At 39.6% G+C, this 16689-nt stretch carries 17 protein-coding genes; 7 read left to right on the plus strand and 10 right to left on the minus strand.

Annotation, left to right across the window (positions count from 1 at the left end; genetic code table 11):
- The gene (locus E7X57_RS00350; protein WP_135609404.1) at positions 1 to 1515 is read left to right on the plus strand and encodes a class I SAM-dependent DNA methyltransferase; all 1515 of its coding nucleotides are present in this window, start codon (positions 1 to 3) and stop codon (positions 1513 to 1515) included.
- A 145-nt stretch (positions 1516 to 1660) separates the two neighbouring features.
- Here the strand turns inward: E7X57_RS00350 and cas1 are convergent, their stop codons facing one another.
- Complete coding sequence (cas1, locus tag E7X57_RS00355) at positions 1661 to 2875, minus strand: CRISPR-associated endonuclease Cas1 (protein ID WP_135609406.1); 1215 nt, start codon at positions 2873 to 2875, stop codon at positions 1661 to 1663.
- Positions 2876 to 2877: 2 nt separating this feature from the next.
- Positions 2878 to 3777 carry a hypothetical protein gene (locus tag E7X57_RS00360; RefSeq protein ID WP_135609407.1) on the minus strand — a complete coding sequence of 300 codons (900 nt, stop codon included), beginning with the start codon at positions 3775 to 3777 and terminating at the stop codon, positions 2878 to 2880.
- Between the two features lie 62 nt (positions 3778 to 3839).
- On the opposite strand from E7X57_RS00360, the gene E7X57_RS00365 reads away from it, so the two are divergent.
- From E7X57_RS00365 to E7X57_RS00380, 4 genes are read left to right on the plus strand one after another with little or no spacing between them, the layout of a single operon-like run.
- The gene (locus E7X57_RS00365) at positions 3840 to 3977 is read left to right on the plus strand and encodes a ribbon-helix-helix protein, CopG family (RefSeq protein ID WP_135609409.1); all 138 of its coding nucleotides are present in this window, start codon (positions 3840 to 3842) and stop codon (positions 3975 to 3977) included.
- Entirely contained in the window at positions 3974 to 4615 is a 642-nt protein-coding gene (locus E7X57_RS00370; protein WP_135609410.1) for a hypothetical protein, read from the plus strand. The genes E7X57_RS00365 and E7X57_RS00370 overlap by 4 nt, the downstream gene beginning before the upstream one ends.
- Positions 4616 to 4618: 3 nt before the next feature.
- Complete coding sequence (locus tag E7X57_RS00375) at positions 4619 to 4960, plus strand: HNH endonuclease (protein ID WP_244603548.1); 342 nt, start codon at positions 4619 to 4621, stop codon at positions 4958 to 4960.
- A complete protein-coding gene (locus E7X57_RS00380; RefSeq protein WP_135609414.1) occupies positions 4953 to 7625 on the plus strand; it encodes a DNA polymerase in 2673 nt (890 codons plus the stop codon). The genes E7X57_RS00375 and E7X57_RS00380 overlap by 8 nt, the downstream gene beginning before the upstream one ends.
- A 4-nt stretch (positions 7626 to 7629) precedes the next feature.
- Here E7X57_RS00380 and E7X57_RS00385 read toward each other — a convergent pair whose 3' ends face one another.
- From E7X57_RS00385 to thiI, 4 genes are all read right to left on the minus strand, one after another.
- Positions 7630 to 8478 carry a GIY-YIG nuclease family protein gene (locus E7X57_RS00385; RefSeq protein WP_135609415.1) on the minus strand — a complete coding sequence of 283 codons (849 nt, stop codon included), beginning with the start codon at positions 8476 to 8478 and terminating at the stop codon, positions 7630 to 7632.
- A gap of 48 nt (positions 8479 to 8526) precedes the next feature.
- On the minus strand, positions 8527 to 9318 hold the full coding sequence (locus E7X57_RS00390) for a Swt1 family HEPN domain-containing protein (protein WP_135609417.1): 792 nt from the start codon (positions 9316 to 9318) through the stop codon (positions 8527 to 8529).
- Positions 9319 to 9441: 123 nt separating this feature from the next.
- Positions 9442 to 9993, minus strand: coding sequence for a hypothetical protein (locus E7X57_RS00395; RefSeq protein WP_135609419.1), 552 nt, complete (start codon positions 9991 to 9993; stop codon positions 9442 to 9444).
- 569 nt (positions 9994 to 10562) lie between these two features.
- The gene (gene thiI, locus E7X57_RS00405) at positions 10563 to 11741 is read right to left on the minus strand and encodes a tRNA uracil 4-sulfurtransferase ThiI (protein WP_135609423.1); all 1179 of its coding nucleotides are present in this window, start codon (positions 11739 to 11741) and stop codon (positions 10563 to 10565) included.
- Between the two features lie 270 nt (positions 11742 to 12011).
- Here thiI and E7X57_RS12315 point away from each other — a divergent pair, with 270 nt between their 5' ends.
- Positions 12012 to 12149 (plus strand): hypothetical protein, encoded by a 138-nt coding sequence (locus E7X57_RS12315; protein ID WP_167879472.1) that lies wholly within the window; start codon positions 12012 to 12014, stop codon positions 12147 to 12149.
- 149 nt (positions 12150 to 12298) lie between these two features.
- Here the strand turns inward: E7X57_RS12315 and E7X57_RS00410 are convergent, their stop codons facing one another.
- Positions 12299 to 12775 carry a toprim domain-containing protein gene (locus tag E7X57_RS00410; protein ID WP_135609425.1) on the minus strand — a complete coding sequence of 159 codons (477 nt, stop codon included), beginning with the start codon at positions 12773 to 12775 and terminating at the stop codon, positions 12299 to 12301.
- Positions 12776 to 12923: 148 nt separating this feature from the next.
- On the opposite strand from E7X57_RS00410, the gene E7X57_RS00415 reads away from it, so the two are divergent.
- Entirely contained in the window at positions 12924 to 13130 is a 207-nt protein-coding gene (locus tag E7X57_RS00415) for a hypothetical protein (protein ID WP_135609427.1), read from the plus strand.
- 80 nt (positions 13131 to 13210) lie between these two features.
- Here E7X57_RS00415 and E7X57_RS00420 read toward each other — a convergent pair whose 3' ends face one another.
- The 3 genes from E7X57_RS00420 to E7X57_RS00430 all read right to left on the minus strand — a co-directional run bounded on the left by E7X57_RS00420 (position 13211) and on the right by E7X57_RS00430 (position 16633).
- Positions 13211 to 13501 (minus strand): acylphosphatase, encoded by a 291-nt coding sequence (locus tag E7X57_RS00420; protein ID WP_135609428.1) that lies wholly within the window; start codon positions 13499 to 13501, stop codon positions 13211 to 13213.
- A gap of 22 nt (positions 13502 to 13523) precedes the next feature.
- Positions 13524 to 15431: a threonine--tRNA ligase gene (locus E7X57_RS00425; protein ID WP_135609430.1), complete on the minus strand. Its 1908-nt coding sequence runs from the start codon at positions 15429 to 15431 to the stop codon at positions 13524 to 13526.
- Between the two features lie 113 nt (positions 15432 to 15544).
- Positions 15545 to 16633, minus strand: coding sequence for an AI-2E family transporter (locus E7X57_RS00430; protein ID WP_135609432.1), 1089 nt, complete (start codon positions 16631 to 16633; stop codon positions 15545 to 15547).
- Positions 16634 to 16689: the final 56 nt, after the last annotated feature.

The raw sequence follows: 16689 nt of genomic DNA on the forward strand, positions 1-16689 counted from the left end.
ATGAGACTTTCACCTGAAATCAAAACAAAGATAGATGGCCTCTGGGATAGGTTCTGGAGTGGAGGTATGTCAAATCCCTTACAGTCCATTGAACAGATGTCATATCTCATATTCATGAAAAGGCTTGAGGACATGGATGTTCTAGAGCAGAGGCGTGCATATGCCATGGATAAGGAGTACATATCCATCTTTGAAAGCAATGAGGATTGCAGATGGTCTGTTTGGAAGCATAAGTCCGCTGAGGATATGCTCAAGCACGTCAGAGACGTCGTATTTCCGTTCATAAAGACAATTCGTGATGGTGAGAAAACGCTGTTCTCACAGCACATGAAGGATGCTGTATTTGTTATTCCAAAGCCAACTCTTTTGCAGGAAGCAGTTGGTATTATCGATGAACTCAATATAGCTGCTCAGTCAACAGATGTGCAGGGAGATCTCTATGAATACCTTTTAAGTCAGCTATCCACAGCCGGCAAGAATGGACAATTCAGGACTCCAAGGCACATAATCAGGATGATCGTGGAGCTTGTTGACCCCGACATCAATGACAAGATATGCGACCCTGCGTGTGGTACAGGTGGTTTCCTTTTCACCGCTCACAAACATATACTCAGGAAATACACATCTCCTGATTTGATCGAGCAGGATCAAGAAGGGGAATATCACAACCTTATTGGAGATAATATCACCGAACAGGAGCACTGGGATAAACTACACCATGATACATTTTATGGCTTTGATTTCGAGTCCACAATGGTCAGGATAGGACTTATGAACATGGTGCTCCATGGAATCAAATATCCTCACATCGAGCTTGTTGATACTCTCTCAAACCTATACAGTGAAGAAAATTGCTATACCGTGATTCTTGCCAATCCACCTTTCAAAGGCAGCATAGACAAGGATGATATCAATGACAAGCTGACACTTGACACAAAGAAGACCGAACTGCTCTTTGTGGAGAACATGATCCACTTGTTGGAGATCGGTGGAAAATGTGGTGTAATTGTTCCTGATGGTGTACTCTTTGGTAATTCAAGGGCACACACGAACCTTCGTAAGATACTGCTTGAGAAATGCCAGCTTGAAGGTATCGTCTCCATGCCATCAGGGATCTTCGAACCCTATGCAGGAGTATCAACTGCTGTACTGATATTCACCAAGGGAGGAAACACGGAAAAGGTCTGGTTCTATGACATGGAAGCGGATGGCTATTCTCTTGACAAAAAGAGAAATCCTATCGACATGAAAGGGGATATTCCTGATATAATTGAAAGTTTCCGGAACAAACATGAAGAGAATCCTGAAGACAGGAAGGGTAAATGCTTCTATGTTCCATTTGATGAGATCAAGGAAAATAACTACGATCTTTCAATTTCCAAGTACAAGGAAATTGAGTATGAAGAGATTGAATATGAGATGCCAGAAGTTATTCTTCAGAAGATCGATGAGCTTGAGGATCAGATAAAGGCTAATGTTGCTGAGTTGAGGAAGATGTTAAAGCAGGATCTATAATTCTGCTTTTCGTTTCTAAAATGCTATTTATTAGATTTTTTCTTGTCTTTTAGCTTGTCTTTTATGTCGCTTTTCAGTTGTCGCATTGTCTCCTGGAATTGTCGCCTAATTTTTATTGAAAAGAGACACCAAAACCCCCATGAAATTAAGCATTTGCGACAAGTTTTTCCCATTGATTCAAGCGCTCTCTTACATGAGCATTAAGAGTAAAAGGCTTATTAGCCTCAGCATTTTTCTTCATATAATGCAATGTTCCCTTTGAAAATCCTAGCTTTTTCCAATCCGAATATGATATGCTAAGTATTTTCTGTCGTATGTCGCTTGAATCCTGTCGCTTTGTCGCATACAGCGGTTCTAAAAAATCAATCTCTTTGCGTTTACCAGTCAAATAATAGGCTAATTCCCTAGCTTTCAGGAGAATTACATAATTCCACATTGGCATTTTATCTTGGTATCTAACTCTTTTGTTAAACCACAAATTGACTTCTTCAGCCAGCTTCTTAGCCCCACTGGGCCTGAGCCTTAACGAATAATTCTCTGTCCTGATGAAGTCTTTCTTGTCTATGACATTTGTCTCTATCAGGTTAAGAACAGCAAAATCAACAAGGAATCTGAAAGGTTCCTGAAGATCATAAGCCAAACTATTCTTGCTAGGATTCATTTCATGCAAAAAGCCCACGTGAGGATCTAGCCCCACAGCGTTGATGGCCCGCAGGCACTCTGCCTCTAACAAAGCGTAGCCGTAGTTAAGCATGGCATTTACCATATCCCCAGCCCCTATGGCCCTCCCACTCTGGTTAATTCGTGATTCTAAATTGTATTTCTCAGGGATAGCTTTTGAAAATTCATTCCAGTACTTGTAGGCAACACCACCCTCTACACCCAATATTCCCCCGATTGTGTTGATTTTCTTTAGTTTATCAACATCCTCAGAGAAATCAAAATCAACAGTAGGATATCGTTGATTTAGGAAATCAAGGACAACTGTTGATTTATCAATTTTGGCATCAATAAAGCTCCTTGCCATCTTTATTCTATTTTCTTGATTCTCAAATGCATGGTATTGAGCGAACTTTGTCTTTATGTTGGTACTCTCAGGAGGAAGCATTGTTGTTAACAATTTTCCATCCCAGTTGAGAATTGATATCTGTACATTATGTTTAATCAACCACCTGATAGCATCAAGAGTGAGGTTTCCATTTTTCCCATAGATTATGATACTATCAACATCCATCCTTTTTGGAGAAAACATATATTCTTCTGGTTCTTCAGTGGTTGAAAATCTCCCATCCTTGATATGAAGTTTTGATCCGTTTACACGCATGTCGATACCATGACCGTTTAGAAGAAGGAATTTCATTATCAATCAACTCCTGGGAAATCTGGTTCTTGTGAAACAATGCCTAGGTTTTTCCTTGCCCGATGCTTAATTTTCTGGATTACCTCAGCGTTTTTGGTCTTGCCTTCTTTTTTCAACTTTAATTCATGATTAAAGAGTTCCGTTCTATGATTTTCAATCACATTTGAAGTAAATGGAGTTTCATATTCATCTTCTACAGTAGAAAGGTCTTCTAATTCTATAGAATCTTTAATTAGTTGATCAACAACATCTTTATCATTAGACCAACCAAGTAAAGCAATAATGTATCCTCTTAATGATTTTCTCCTGTTTGGAGACAAAGGGTATCTACCTAATAAATGCTTCAAAACACTCAAATATTCATCTTCATTTGCTGGTTTTATTCTCTTTTTAATAACATGATTATACAGAATTATGAGAATTCTATAGACCAGTTCTTCATCTTTTTCATCTAGATTTTTCGCAATGATGTTTAATTGAATAGGGTCCAGAACATAAACATGCTCATAACTAAAAATTTCTGCTACGACTGAATGTTTGTCATCAATAGTTCCTTTTTCAAGAATTTTAAAGATATCATCTAAGTGTTTTTTAATATCAGATGTTTGTTTTAAAATGAGATATGTGGCCCTAGCATCTGTTTCTTTAATTCCAAATTTAGCAAAGTTTTCAGGTTTTACAATTTTTAAGATTCCAAGATCAGCCATCTTGTCAATTTTTCGGTTGATGCTTTTCTCACTATATCCTCTTTCTTGTTTGTGTTTTTCCGTGAGATAATCTATGAGTTTTCTTCTCCTGATTGGGCCAGTTTTTTGGATGATTGATTTTACTTCTGAGTCAAAATCATACTTAATACTCTCATTATCATACCTATATAGAAAGGAATCTGATGACAAACTCATACTCAAATTTATACTCAAATTGGTATATAATCTTTCCGACATTTGTTGCTTTTGTGAGAACAATGAATTCTACCAGAATTATTGCAACACTATCTCCTTATCTCAAGGAGAAACTGGAAAAGCTGTCAGACAAACTAGGATGCTCTCAGGCTGAAGTGGTCAGAGTAGCATTACTGAAATTAGCCGAGGAAGAGCTATGACCAGAAGACGGTTCTCTGAGAAGTTCAGGACCTATGGAGAATGGCTCAAAGCAGAATCCCGGGATTCAAGATATGCAAAACGAATAATTCGTTTTCATGAACGTTTTCCAAACCTCATCCTTAAAGAGTTGAGGGATGTCAGGCTCAAAGACCAAGATCTAAGCACTCGCTCCTGGGACAGTCTATCATCTCAGGAAAAGAGGGACAGACAACTTTCTCTTCAAATATTAAGAGAAATAAGAACTGGTAGCCACCTTAGCCGTGTAACGGAAAAGCTTGGAGTCAAAAAGGATTTTGCTGTAAAACATCTCGGGAAATACCTCTACAAATCAGGAGGAAAGTGGAAGGTTACAGCCTCAGACAGAATTGAGGTTGAGATGCTTTTCTATGAGAGGGGAGAGGGTCAGAGAACGATCATTACAGCTAGCTCGAAGGATCGGTCCTTGATTGGTCAGTACTTTGCTCTTGTACAAAAGGCACTGAGATACAATGACCCTACAGTTCTTGACAAGTTCAAGGATAGAACAATTGTGGATGCTGAAGGCAATGTACACCATTTTGAGACGGATCTTGATAGGTTGTATGAAATAATGGAAGCTCAGGAAGAGCCTGAGTTTTTAGAGATATATCAAAACTGAGGAGTGGATACTTTGAAAAAAGAAGACTATGCGAACTATATTAGAAGGAACAAGAAAGGAAAGAAGCCACCTATTGCTTGTGCTATATGTGGAGAGGATGATAAAAGCGTTATTGAACGACATCATGTTGATGGGAGGAATAATTCAGAATGGATTAAACCTCTTTGTAAAAACTGTCATACAAAGATAACAGCAGAGCAGAACAAACTCAGCCCTAAAGCAAGATCCAAAGATGCAACTCTGCAAAATCTGAAAGCCTTTAACATAATCTCACTTGGGGCTTTGCTCAGGTTAATTGGTGAACGATTGATCAATATTGGTATGGGGATGACTGTACATGTCTAAGATAGCTGCAAGGGCTTTCACCCAAAAGTGTAATCCCACCACGAAAAACTACCCTCAAAGAAAAGATCCTCCTTTGAGATATGACAGAGTACTGGTATTTGATACTGAAACAACAACTGATCAGTACCAAAACATGAAGATTGGTCATTTTGAAATATTCCAGGATGGATATACTCAGCATGAAGGGTTATTCTATGACTCTTCAAAGTTAGACGATAGTGAGAACAAGGTTATAGAGGAATATTCCAAAAATCAGAAACTTGCACTTTATACCTTAGAGGGATTTGTAGATGAAGTATTCTATCCAGAGACATTCAATCTTGGTACGCTATGTGTTGGTTTCAATCTTGCTTTTGATATTATTAGAATAGCAAAGAGATCGGGTGATTCAAAGAAAGGGAATAAGGGTGGTTTCACTCTTACCTTGTCAGATAATCCATTCAATCCTCCTATAATCATTCGTAAGATGGGAGAATCCAACACTTACAAGTTCTCCACAACGAAACAAAACAAAGGTGAAGAATACTTTTCGGGTCATTTCCTTGATGCTCAAACCCTTGGTGAAGTTCTCCTGCAAAAGAAGCATATCTCACTTGAGAAAGCTTGTGAGCTGCTTGACACAAAACACAAGAAAATAAAGGATATAGACCATGGTACTGTTACTAAAGAGTATATCGACTACATGATTATGGATGTTAAGACCACTTATGATGTTTATAGGGAATTGCTTGATGAACTGGATTTATATCAGATAGATATTCCTTTAACAAAGATCTTCAGTGCAGCATCTCTCGGAAAACATGCTCTTAAGCAGTTGGGAGTTCAACCATTTCATAAACAAAACCCTCTCTTCCTGCCTGATATACTAGGTAATATCATGACTGCTTACTTTGGAGGTAGGTGCGAGTGCATGTTCAGGAAACAGCCAAAAAAGGTCACAGTCCTTGATTTTACTAGCATGTATCCAACTGTTACAATGGTTCTTGACCTTTGGAAATTCATCATTGCCGAAAAGTTACAAAAGGAAGATGCAACCAGTGAGATCAAAGAACTGCTCTCAAAAGTGTCCCTTGAGTACTTGCAGAATAAGGAAAATTGGGAAGACTTTGTAGCAATGGTCAAAATAATTCCTGACGAAGATATACTGCCTGTGAGAATGGACTATAAGGGAAAGAAATCAACCTTGAATGTAGGACTTAACTATCTTTCGTCCAAGTCTCCCATGTGGTTTTCCTTGCCTGATGTAATCAGTTCTGTGCTCTTAACAGGGAAAGTCCCGGAGATCATTGAAGCGATCCGTTTTGTTCCTTCAGGTGTGCAGGATAGTCTTGTGGAATCATCAATTCTTGGTATTAATCTTGATCCCAGGAAAGACAATCTTATTCAGACATTTGTTGAAGAGAGGCAGAAGATCAAAACAAGAATGAAGAGCTTGAATAGAGGCACATCAGAGTATCGTCATCTATCAAGTCAGGCTCAGGCTATAAAGATCCTTGTTAATGCCATGAGTTATGGAATTTTCATTGAACTGAACCCCGAGGATAAGAAGAGTGATATTGAAGTCTATGGCCTTGATAGCTTTGATACGTCTGAGAATAGGTATGAGAAAGCCGGGAAGTACTTTCATCCACTGCTGGCAGTGATGATTACTTCTGGCTCACGCCTGTTTTTATCCATGGCTGAAGCCAAAGTAAAGGACCTTGGCTCGGCTCATGCTTACATGGATACTGATTCTGTGTTTGTCCCACCTGAGCACGCTCAGGAGATCATAGATTATTTCCAACCACTAAACCCTTATGATCTTGATATCTCTTTACTGAAGCCTGAAAAAGATGATATGTGGTTCTATGGGATATGTTCCAAAAGATATGCTCTTTACAACAAAGAAGGAGATAATTTCAGCTTCTATGAGCATGAGAGATCCTATAAGTTACATGGTTTAGGTCATTTGACCAATCCCTTTCCTAATAGCGATAAAGACTGGCATGCTGATGTCTGGCTGGATATTCTTCGCTTACATTATGGAATCATAAAGCCAATTGATATTGAAGAAAAATACTCTTCACTCTTTGCTGTTTCAAGGCTCACAGTTAGTACAGCTAATGTGCTGAAGAGGTTTAAAACGATTAATGACGGCCAGCCATGGTCCAAGCAGATAAAGCCTTTCAACTTCTGCAATGTCGGCTTTCAGACCATTAAAGATGATGGGAAACCAATCAAACCATTAGCTCCTTTCTCCAAAGATCCACAGAAAATAGTCTATGAGCCATTTTTAGACTACAATACGGGTGAGATCAAGCAGGGAATGGAATATTTCAAAACTCTGAGTAGGACAATTTTGGAGTATGCAAATCATCCTGAGTACAAGTATGAAGGAGATATTGGACAGATGAAACGCAGGCATATCCACGCGGATAGTATCGTTCTCATTGGCAAGGAGGCTAACAATATTGATGATCAAGCCTTGGATATAGGACAAGCTCAGGTCTTTATCAACAAGCAGGATATCATGGACAAAATAATGCAATTGGATGCAGAAATGGGTAGGAAGGTTGGTATTGCTTACAGAGGTACTCTGAAAAGGATACAGGACAAAATAAAGCTAACAGGGGACATAAACCTTAATACAAATTTTATGAAAGAACTTGTGGATAAGCTCATTTGAGAGCTTATTCCTCTTTTTCTTTTTGTCTTACAATCTCATCAAGTGTTTTGTCGTCTTTATTTTTCCATTCTCTCCAGCCATTTGCCGTTCTAGCTAATACAACGGAAGCGGCCAGAGATGGTGAAGAAAATGTGAAATTTTCCTGAAAAACATAAACACCATTTTCTTCTTTTAGTATCCCTTTATCTAGAAGGTTTATCCTGAAAGATTTTATTCTTTCTTTAATGGATGGAGTTTCTTTAATGTTTGATTTTGAGTCTTTATTGACAACAAAACCTTCTTCAGTATATTCACCTACTGCATCGGCCTCTTTGCTTTTACAGTAGTACATATTTTTCTTGCTCCTCTTTGATTGCTCAAAAATAGGATAGCCAAGAGTAGTCATGATTATTTTTAAGTCCTCAAAAATACGCAAAACAAAGTCTCGATCCTGATTTGTTAAAGATGATTGAGTGGGATTGTTACTGTTTTCAAGAGTACATTTGTTAACCTTTTTTGCTTCATTGCAGGCATGGTTTTCAAGGTACTTGATATGAGCTTTGTTCAAATTGTTCTTTTCAGAAACAAAGCATATAGCTTGGTTCCAGAAGTCTTTCTCCTTGTTATGTTTATTAAGCCGAGTTAACAATACCTCAGATTCTCCAACATAAATACTCGGCTTTCCAACTTCGTCTTTTTCGCCTATTAGGAAATAAACACCCGGCTGAGTAAGCTCTGGATTTTGTGATGCATCACTCAATTTTGCCCTCGGAATTGAAACCGCTTTGACAATAGAATCTAAAAAATCACATATCTTAATGCTTTGGGGATTGGCATCTGGCAGGTAAATTGAAATTGTTCTTCCTATTGTCATGAATTAAAATTCCTTTCCTAGAATTATTTTTGAACTATTAACTGGACATTAAAAATGTTTTGCAAGTTGCTTTAGTAAATCTTTGTAAATGACTAATACTCTATCATAATCATCTGACGAAATCCAACTATTATGTGCAACATGGTTTCTTGAAACTGCACTATGTTCTATCCATGTTTCTATATGGCTTAGTTTAGTAAAATAAGCATCAAACAAATCAGTCCAATTCCGTTCAATAATTTTATAAAGATCGTTTATGTCAACATAGAATAGGTCTTTATCGCCTCTTACAGAATGAAACGGTGTCTTTTCTCCATTTGCAATTCTGGTTTTCACTCTATTTCTTACTGGTCTTGGTATATCGAGATGATTCCAATAATCATCTCCATATTTATCTTTTGATACATTATCAATGAATGTTCTAAGAGTGTTTTCAAAGCAATAAATCAACAAATAAGCTTCTGTCATCTTCTTTCCATTTTCTAAAACATCAGTTGGAATTAATTTTTTGATAGTTGCATCATTAATTGCGTCCATTTGAAGATCATTAATCATTGCTTCAACGGGTTGCCTTTCTAAGATCTCTACATTGTGATTATCTTCATTAATCATTAAATTTAATGGTTTAAGTGTTTCATTTAAGAAATCTATCTTCGGCTCCCATGTATTATTATAATTTATTTCTAAAATCGTTTCAACAATATATTGTAATTCCTTTACATTAGATATATTATTTAACAAGAGGTATTTTATTTTTTCAGGTTTGTTTGGAAGTTGTTCCATGTCAGCATCCGAAAAATAAGTCTTCAAGGCAACTTCTACTTTTCTACGTCCTCCCACGTAAAAAACATTAGCAAACTTAGATATATTTTGTTCAATTTGAGATGAAATCATGACTTTAGAAGTATTTTAATTGTATTAATATGTTTTGATTTGATATAAAATTATAAGACAATATTAAAATTAAATTTGGCCAACATTACTTTTTAAATTTCTGAGTATCTGTTTTCCAAGATACCTATTACCCCGCATAGAAAGTTGGGGATATAGGGAAATCGGGAAAGGCAACAAGCTACCTTCGTAAATATTTTTGTCACCGATGGATAGTACAGGAGCATGGTTTTCTTTTACTTTTACAAGCCAGAAATCATAATTAAACCCATAGGTATCACCGGCTACAATATAGTCACCGTCGGAAGTCTGCTGGACAGAATATGCATAATCATCGGAACCACTGTCAAAGGTCATATTCCAGTCCTCGGCACCGGTGGAATTTGTCTTGATAAGCCAGAAGTCAGAATCAACATCGTAATCAGTCCCACCGGCTATAATATAGCCGCCGTCGGAGGTCTGCTGGACAGACCATGCATGATCACTAAAACCACCATCAAAGGTCACATTCCAATCCTCAAAAACTTCCACAGTAGCTGGAGATGCAGCCCCTATGCTTGAAAGTATTAGCATTACAATAGTAACAAGCAACATATACTTAACAATAAATTTATCATTTTCCATGATATCACCATATAAACACATATTAAAAATTTAAGATGATGCCTAAGATATAGACATTGTATATAAATATTAGTATATGTTAAGAAATTTGATAATTTGTATGATATGTTCACACGGATAACATTCATCTTTACCTGAACCCCAATAATTTTGTAAGCCACATAAATATGAATAAGATAATGGCACATAGGCAGAGGCACAATACCAAATGCAGGCATCTATATTTGTGCCATAAAGAACTTTGGAAGAGTTTTATAGCACAGATGTGACCGATGAGGAAGGAATATGACACCTCGAAACAAAACGTGGTGTTGTAGAATAAAAGTAGAGCTTCCCAAAGAGAGCAACATAAAGAGATTATTTCCAAAATTGCAGGTTCTGAAGGCTCCGGCAAAAAAGCTAAACTTCCACTCTCACTTGATTAAGCTGCAGAGGAGCTTACCAGAACTTGAAAAAGAGAACGAACATGTGCATTCGCATATCTACGAGCATACACATGTGAAAGTAAAGGATATTCTGCACTCATATAACCATCATACAAAAGGGCATGAGTGAGAAGTAAAACCCTATCACCCATCATTTACAAAGAATGATCTTGCATTAGCAATCGCATCATTCACCATTTCTTCAATATCCAGTTTTTCTTCTTCTCTGACGATCAGATCGAATGCAGCATTGATCTCCGGTCGTGCAGGAACTGCACCACATCCGGAGGTGGGCATAATGGAGATATCATAGGTACCAATACGCCTTGCAAGATCAATGATCTCAGTCTTATCCAATCCGATCAAAGGATGATAAAGAGGTATTCCAAGCCCATATATCTCAGCATGCATGTTAGCAGCTGTCTGTGATGCAACCTGTCCGATGGAAGAGCCAGTAACAATGCCATCAGCGCCTTCTTTTTTCATAATTTCATATGCCATGCGATACATAGTGCGCTTGCACAGAAGACATGTGTTCTTCTCATTGCAGTTCTTAATGAATGTGTCAAGATTCTTCCCATGCGGAACATCATACATCTTGATGTTATCTGCAGGAGACCACCTCTGTAATACTTCCACACATTTTATTGCCCTTTCGAGTGCACTGTCTTCAGCAAATGGTTTATTGTTGGCATAAACCGGTATTATTTTTACACCACGCCTCATCATAAGCCAGGCTGCGACTGGAGAATCGATACCACCAGACATTAGAACGATCATCTTACCCTGAGTTCCGAGAGGCAAGCCACCCACGCCCTTCACGATGTCGGTGAATACATATGCCTTGTTCTGCCTCATTTCAACGAAGATCTCACGATCCGGATCAGAAAGATTCACTTTCGGAGTCCTGCCAAGAGATTCCAGGCGACCCCACACTGCATCCCCGCAAAGGCGTCCAATGTCAGTGGATGAAAGACCAGTTTTACCTGAGCGGCGTGCACGGATACCAAAGGATTCGCCATCTTTTATCAGATCAGCACCAATGTCAGCACACACCTTTGCAGCGGCATCAATGTCAGCTTCGACCTTTATAGCAGAAGATGCGGACACGACTCCAAAAACATCTGCTGCTGCCTTTGCAGCACCAGTATCAGCTGATTCGATAAAAATACGGCCCCATTCCCTGTAAACCCTGGAGAACGATACATTCTCCTGCTTAAGCATGGCTTCAAGGTTACGAACCAGGACTCGTTCATACAGATTCCTGACACCCGGACTCTTAAGAGCCAATTCGCCATATCTTACAATAACCACGTCGTACATGAGGCATACTTATTCATACATGTTTTTTAAGCTATTTGGTAAAGGCAAAACTGACCAAAAAAATAAAGATGGCGAAAATTATAAATACTGATGAGATGATAATATAGGTTTACCGTCCCACCACCAATATAGGGGGCACGATGCAAATTTCGGCATCAGCAGGGACATGAGCGTGTTTGGGGAGTGGGAAACTCAACGCACCCATAGAGAGATCTTTGTAGATCATACGCAACCATATGAAATATTACTTGAAGTTAGGGGAAACGTAGCATGAAAACATTACACAAATGTCCAAAATGTAGCTCAAGATTGGAATTGAAAGGGGAAAACATACAGGTTTGCAATGTCTGTAAATACTGGACAGAAGCAGGAACTGCAAGACTTGATTCCATTACGATTCTTGAGTGAGGCGAGATCTTGGAAATCACTTTGAAATGTCACTTGTGTGACATTGATCTGAAGATCATGAGGATTGGCGATAACGCCATGTATTATTGCCAGAAATGTGGGAGAACAACCTCCATTGACTCTGCCCGCAGCATATCTGATCAAACTGCTTATACAGCCTGATGTGAATTGCCTGCGATCGACCTCAATTTTGCAACATAGGAATACAGGCTTTCCACATCTTTAATCTCTTTTTTTACCATTGAACTCAAACGGTCACGCATATGCATATCTACATCAATGCCAAAATACCTGAGATCTTCCGAGATCTTTGATGCCAGCAAGTCACCACGCCGATCCCAGTCGGTCAGGATCATAACTCTTTTACCAGTATCAACGATCCTGGCAGAAACCTCCGTAAGAGGCCGGTGGGTTGCAAGTTCAATGTCCCCATGGAAACCCAGTTTTCTTAAAGAAATAACATCCCTCTTCCCTTCAACAACAATAAGATAACCATTATTCGAACATTCCAGCATTTCTTCAAGAAGTTTCTCGATCAGTTCAAGCTTTCGTTGATATACAAAAAAAGGAGCTTTCAAATGGGGCCTGCCCGCTGGCACATTTGCAGTCTGTTCATGATCTGACATTAATATAGAATATTGGAATTCAAACCTTAATAATCATCCCATAAAATAAGAACTCCTAATTCCACTCACATCGATAATGTTATATATAAATGTCAATTAAACTTTATACAGATGGAGTAATCGACCAATCCATCAAGGAGTGGTATATATGGGTTGCATCTTTTGTGGAAAAGCTTGTACAGAAGCAGGGGTCGAAGGCGAATATGGAAAAGAGCTTGCCGAAGGCCGAATTGTCGGACATACTCACGTTTGCCTGGATTGTCTGGCAGAGCTAAAAGAGATCCTTGATATTGAAGAAATTGAAAAAAAGCTCGCTGAGACCGAATACGAAATTTTTGAAGAGGCCATACACTGAAAGGTATTAGTTGCCTGGCATAAATTAAGAAAGAAGACAGTCCGGACAGTTCCAACTGTTTAGGACTATCAAGAAGCAGTTTATCTTTTAATAGAGAATTCAGTGAATTCGTCAGAAGTATTGACCCAGCTAACATCGATGCTTTCAACGCTGGAATGTTCAGGCCCGATGCGCAGATTATCCAATAGCTCCGATATAAGGGATCTTTTACCCTGTGCAATGACCTTTACCCTTCCATCAGGTAAATTCCGGGCATATCCGACCAGACCTAATCTGGTCGCCACCTTCTGGGTAAAGCCCCTGAAGTACACACCCTGAACCCTGCCGGAGACATACACCTCCGCACAGGCATTATCATTATTTTCTGACATGAATACACTTTCCAGTACGTTCTTAGAGGAACTTTGGCCTCATTGAAAGCAACTTTGCAAGAGGTAAACTGCGGTATGGCATATCACCTATCTCGGACAGAACCCGTCCATTAAGCTCATCAGCAGTCATTTCGACCTTCATTGGCTTCTTTGGTTCGGACTCAGCACGTATGGTCACATTGACCTTTCCACTTTCCACTTCAGAATCGCCTATAACTGCCACGTATGGAACCCATTCACGACCGGCATCGCGTATCTTCTTACCCACGGTTTCTTCACGGTCATCAATATCCACACGGCATTGAAGAACGTCAGCAACCTGATTGGCAAATTCCATATGCCTTTCCGCAATAGGAATGACACGGACCTGTGTAGGGGACACCCATAATGGCAGATTTGGAACTTTACCAGCTTCTGCATCCATTGCTGCCTTTTCCAGGAGGGCATATATACATCTCTCAATTGCTCCGCTTGGAGAACAGTGAAGAACAACAGGATGTTGTGTCTCACCATTGGAATCAATATAATTGATGTCATAGCGCTCTGCATTTTCCACATCGATCTGAACGGTAGATAATGCACTTGCCTTTTCTATGGCATCCACGAAATTGAACTCGAACTTAAGGACGAAATAGAAGAACCTTGTATCCCACATTTCCACAAGTACAGGTTTGTCAACCTTTCTTGCAAGCTCTGTAATAAAGTCCCGATTACCTTCGTAGAAATCACGTGTAAAGCGAATAGCAACTTCAAAGTCACTTACATCAATACCGATCCTGTTCAATGTATCAATACACATGCTGTACTGCTCACCGAACTGAGACACGGCACCTTCCATGTCCGGACACAATGTGTGCATATCCGGCATTGTGAAAGCACGCAGCCTTCGAAGCCCCACAAGCTCACCACGCTGTTCCTTCCTGAAACTGTATCTGGTAAGCTCCATCATCTTAAGAGGAAGATGCCTGTAGGAAATGGTCATGTCATGATTCATCAGGAACTGCCCGAAACAGGCAGCAAACCTAAGGAACATGTGACGTTTGTCAGACTCAATGGAATACTGACGTGCAGGGAACCTGTCAAGATACTTCTTCAAAGTAGGATGGTTCATGTCGTACATCAATGGGGTTTCCACCTCCATTGCACCGATCTTTGCAGACTCATCAAGAACGAAATTCTCGATAAGTGACTTCATCAACCTTCCCTTAGGATAATAGCGCATATTACCGGAATCAGAACCAGGCTCATAATCTGCGATCTCAAGCCTGCGCATCAGCTCTACATGAGGTGGTGCTTTGTCAATATTCCTGTTCTTAGTGATCTCATAATCCACGAACTTCTTGAGATTGTCGTAGCCGGTAAAATCAAAGCCTTCTGCTTCATGAAGCTCTCCATCAGGAGTCAGGATGCGCCAGTAGGACTTTGCGGTGCTTTCTGCTTTCAGTGCTTCAGAAACTACCTCGTCCTTCTTTTCCTCAACTACAACCGCTTCACCGCAGGTTGCAGACCCTTCCGGCCTGATAGTACGGGAAAGTTCAGAGAGCGGATGACCTTTACAGCTGATACTGAATGCTTTATACCAGCCAAATGGAGCTCTCATGACATTGTACTTGCCAGAAAGTTCTTTTTCGATGCTCTTGAGCACAGAGACCGCTACCTTCGGAGATGAAAGATCGGAACTCAAGTGTGCATAAGGATAAAGCATCACATTTTCAGCTTTTACCTGACCTGCAACCTTCTCTATTTCAGCAACAGCACGTTCAACTACCTGCTGCTGATCAGCCTCATCGAAGCTCTCAACGGCCATGAATGCCGTAAGTGCTTCCTCAAGACGGCCCTGCTTGAAGGACTCCTCGATCTTTTCGGCCACAGGAGTGCTCTTTTTTACCTCATATTCAATGTAATCTGAATGGATAAGTAATAACTGCATGATCTCACCGGTTGAATAATCCTGTGCTTTAATTAAACCAATCCTTATTAACCTTTTTCAAGTAAGTGCTCTGGAAACAAAAATGGAACACAGATTAAAAAGAGATTTACTTTTCATTGTGCCTGTTCTTCTTCAACCTTTGCCACGTCTACCTGTTCAGCTTTAGCCTTATCAAGGCACTCCAAATAGACGCGGTAGGCTGCCACTAATGAACCCAGAAGTATCGGGGCTGCAAAGAAACCGGCAATTCCACCTACAAATGCACCACCCAGGAATGTCAGCATGATAAGGAACGGGTGAATGTGAGATTTTATACCTGCAAGATATGGACGCAGGAACAACTCAGGTGGCACGTAGATGACGATCGAACATATAACAAAGAATATCAGAGCGCTCTCAAGACCAAGACTGAAATAGCGTACAATCGAAAGAACGACCAGCACCATGTAGCCTGCAAACATGGGTATCGCAGATGCAACGAAGATAAGGGTTGCCAGCGCAAGCACATGTGACAGACCAAATGCATAGAATACGATAACAGAAAGCGTACTTACTGAAAGTGCAGCATACGCATTTCCAATGAACACACCACTAAGGATCACATCCATGTGATGTACATATCTTTTGACAACATTCTGATCCCCATCCGGAACGATCCTGAGCATTGAACGGTAAAGCGCATCACCATCTGCAAGAAGGAAAAAGCACATAAAAATAGCGATCATAAGATTGATCATGAACATCGCGATCCCACGTGCGTAGGAGACAAATACAAGATTGCCAAGAAGAGGCAGGACAGATAGAGAGGAATCCCATATCGTTTGCTGTATCTGTTCATAGTATGCCTGAGGTATATTGAGATTGCGTATAAAATCGAACAGAGATCCCAGTACAACACTTTGATTCTCGGTTATCCAGATTATCTGGTTAGCGATCTCGAGAATACCCATACCAAGTATCAGAATAATAGGTGCCACAATGAACATTGTAGCCACAAAAGCACCAAGATGCCGTTTCTTCTTCAATGGCATATAGATAGGACGTGCTATATATGCAAATACGAGTCCAAGCATTATGCCATCAGCAAGCGGCAGCAAGATATAAACAAAAGTGCAAAAAAGTATAACTAAAGCTATGATTACAAGGACCTTCCACCTGGAACCGATATGCCGGGACAGTTCATTCGATATGTTTGCTACCATCAAAAACACGTGCAGTAATTTTAACGAATAATAATATTATTTAGCATATAATATAA

Source organism: Methanococcoides sp. AM1 (assembly GCF_900774055.1).
In the GTDB taxonomy this organism is placed as follows: Archaea; Halobacteriota; Methanosarcinia; order Methanosarcinales; family Methanosarcinaceae; genus Methanococcoides.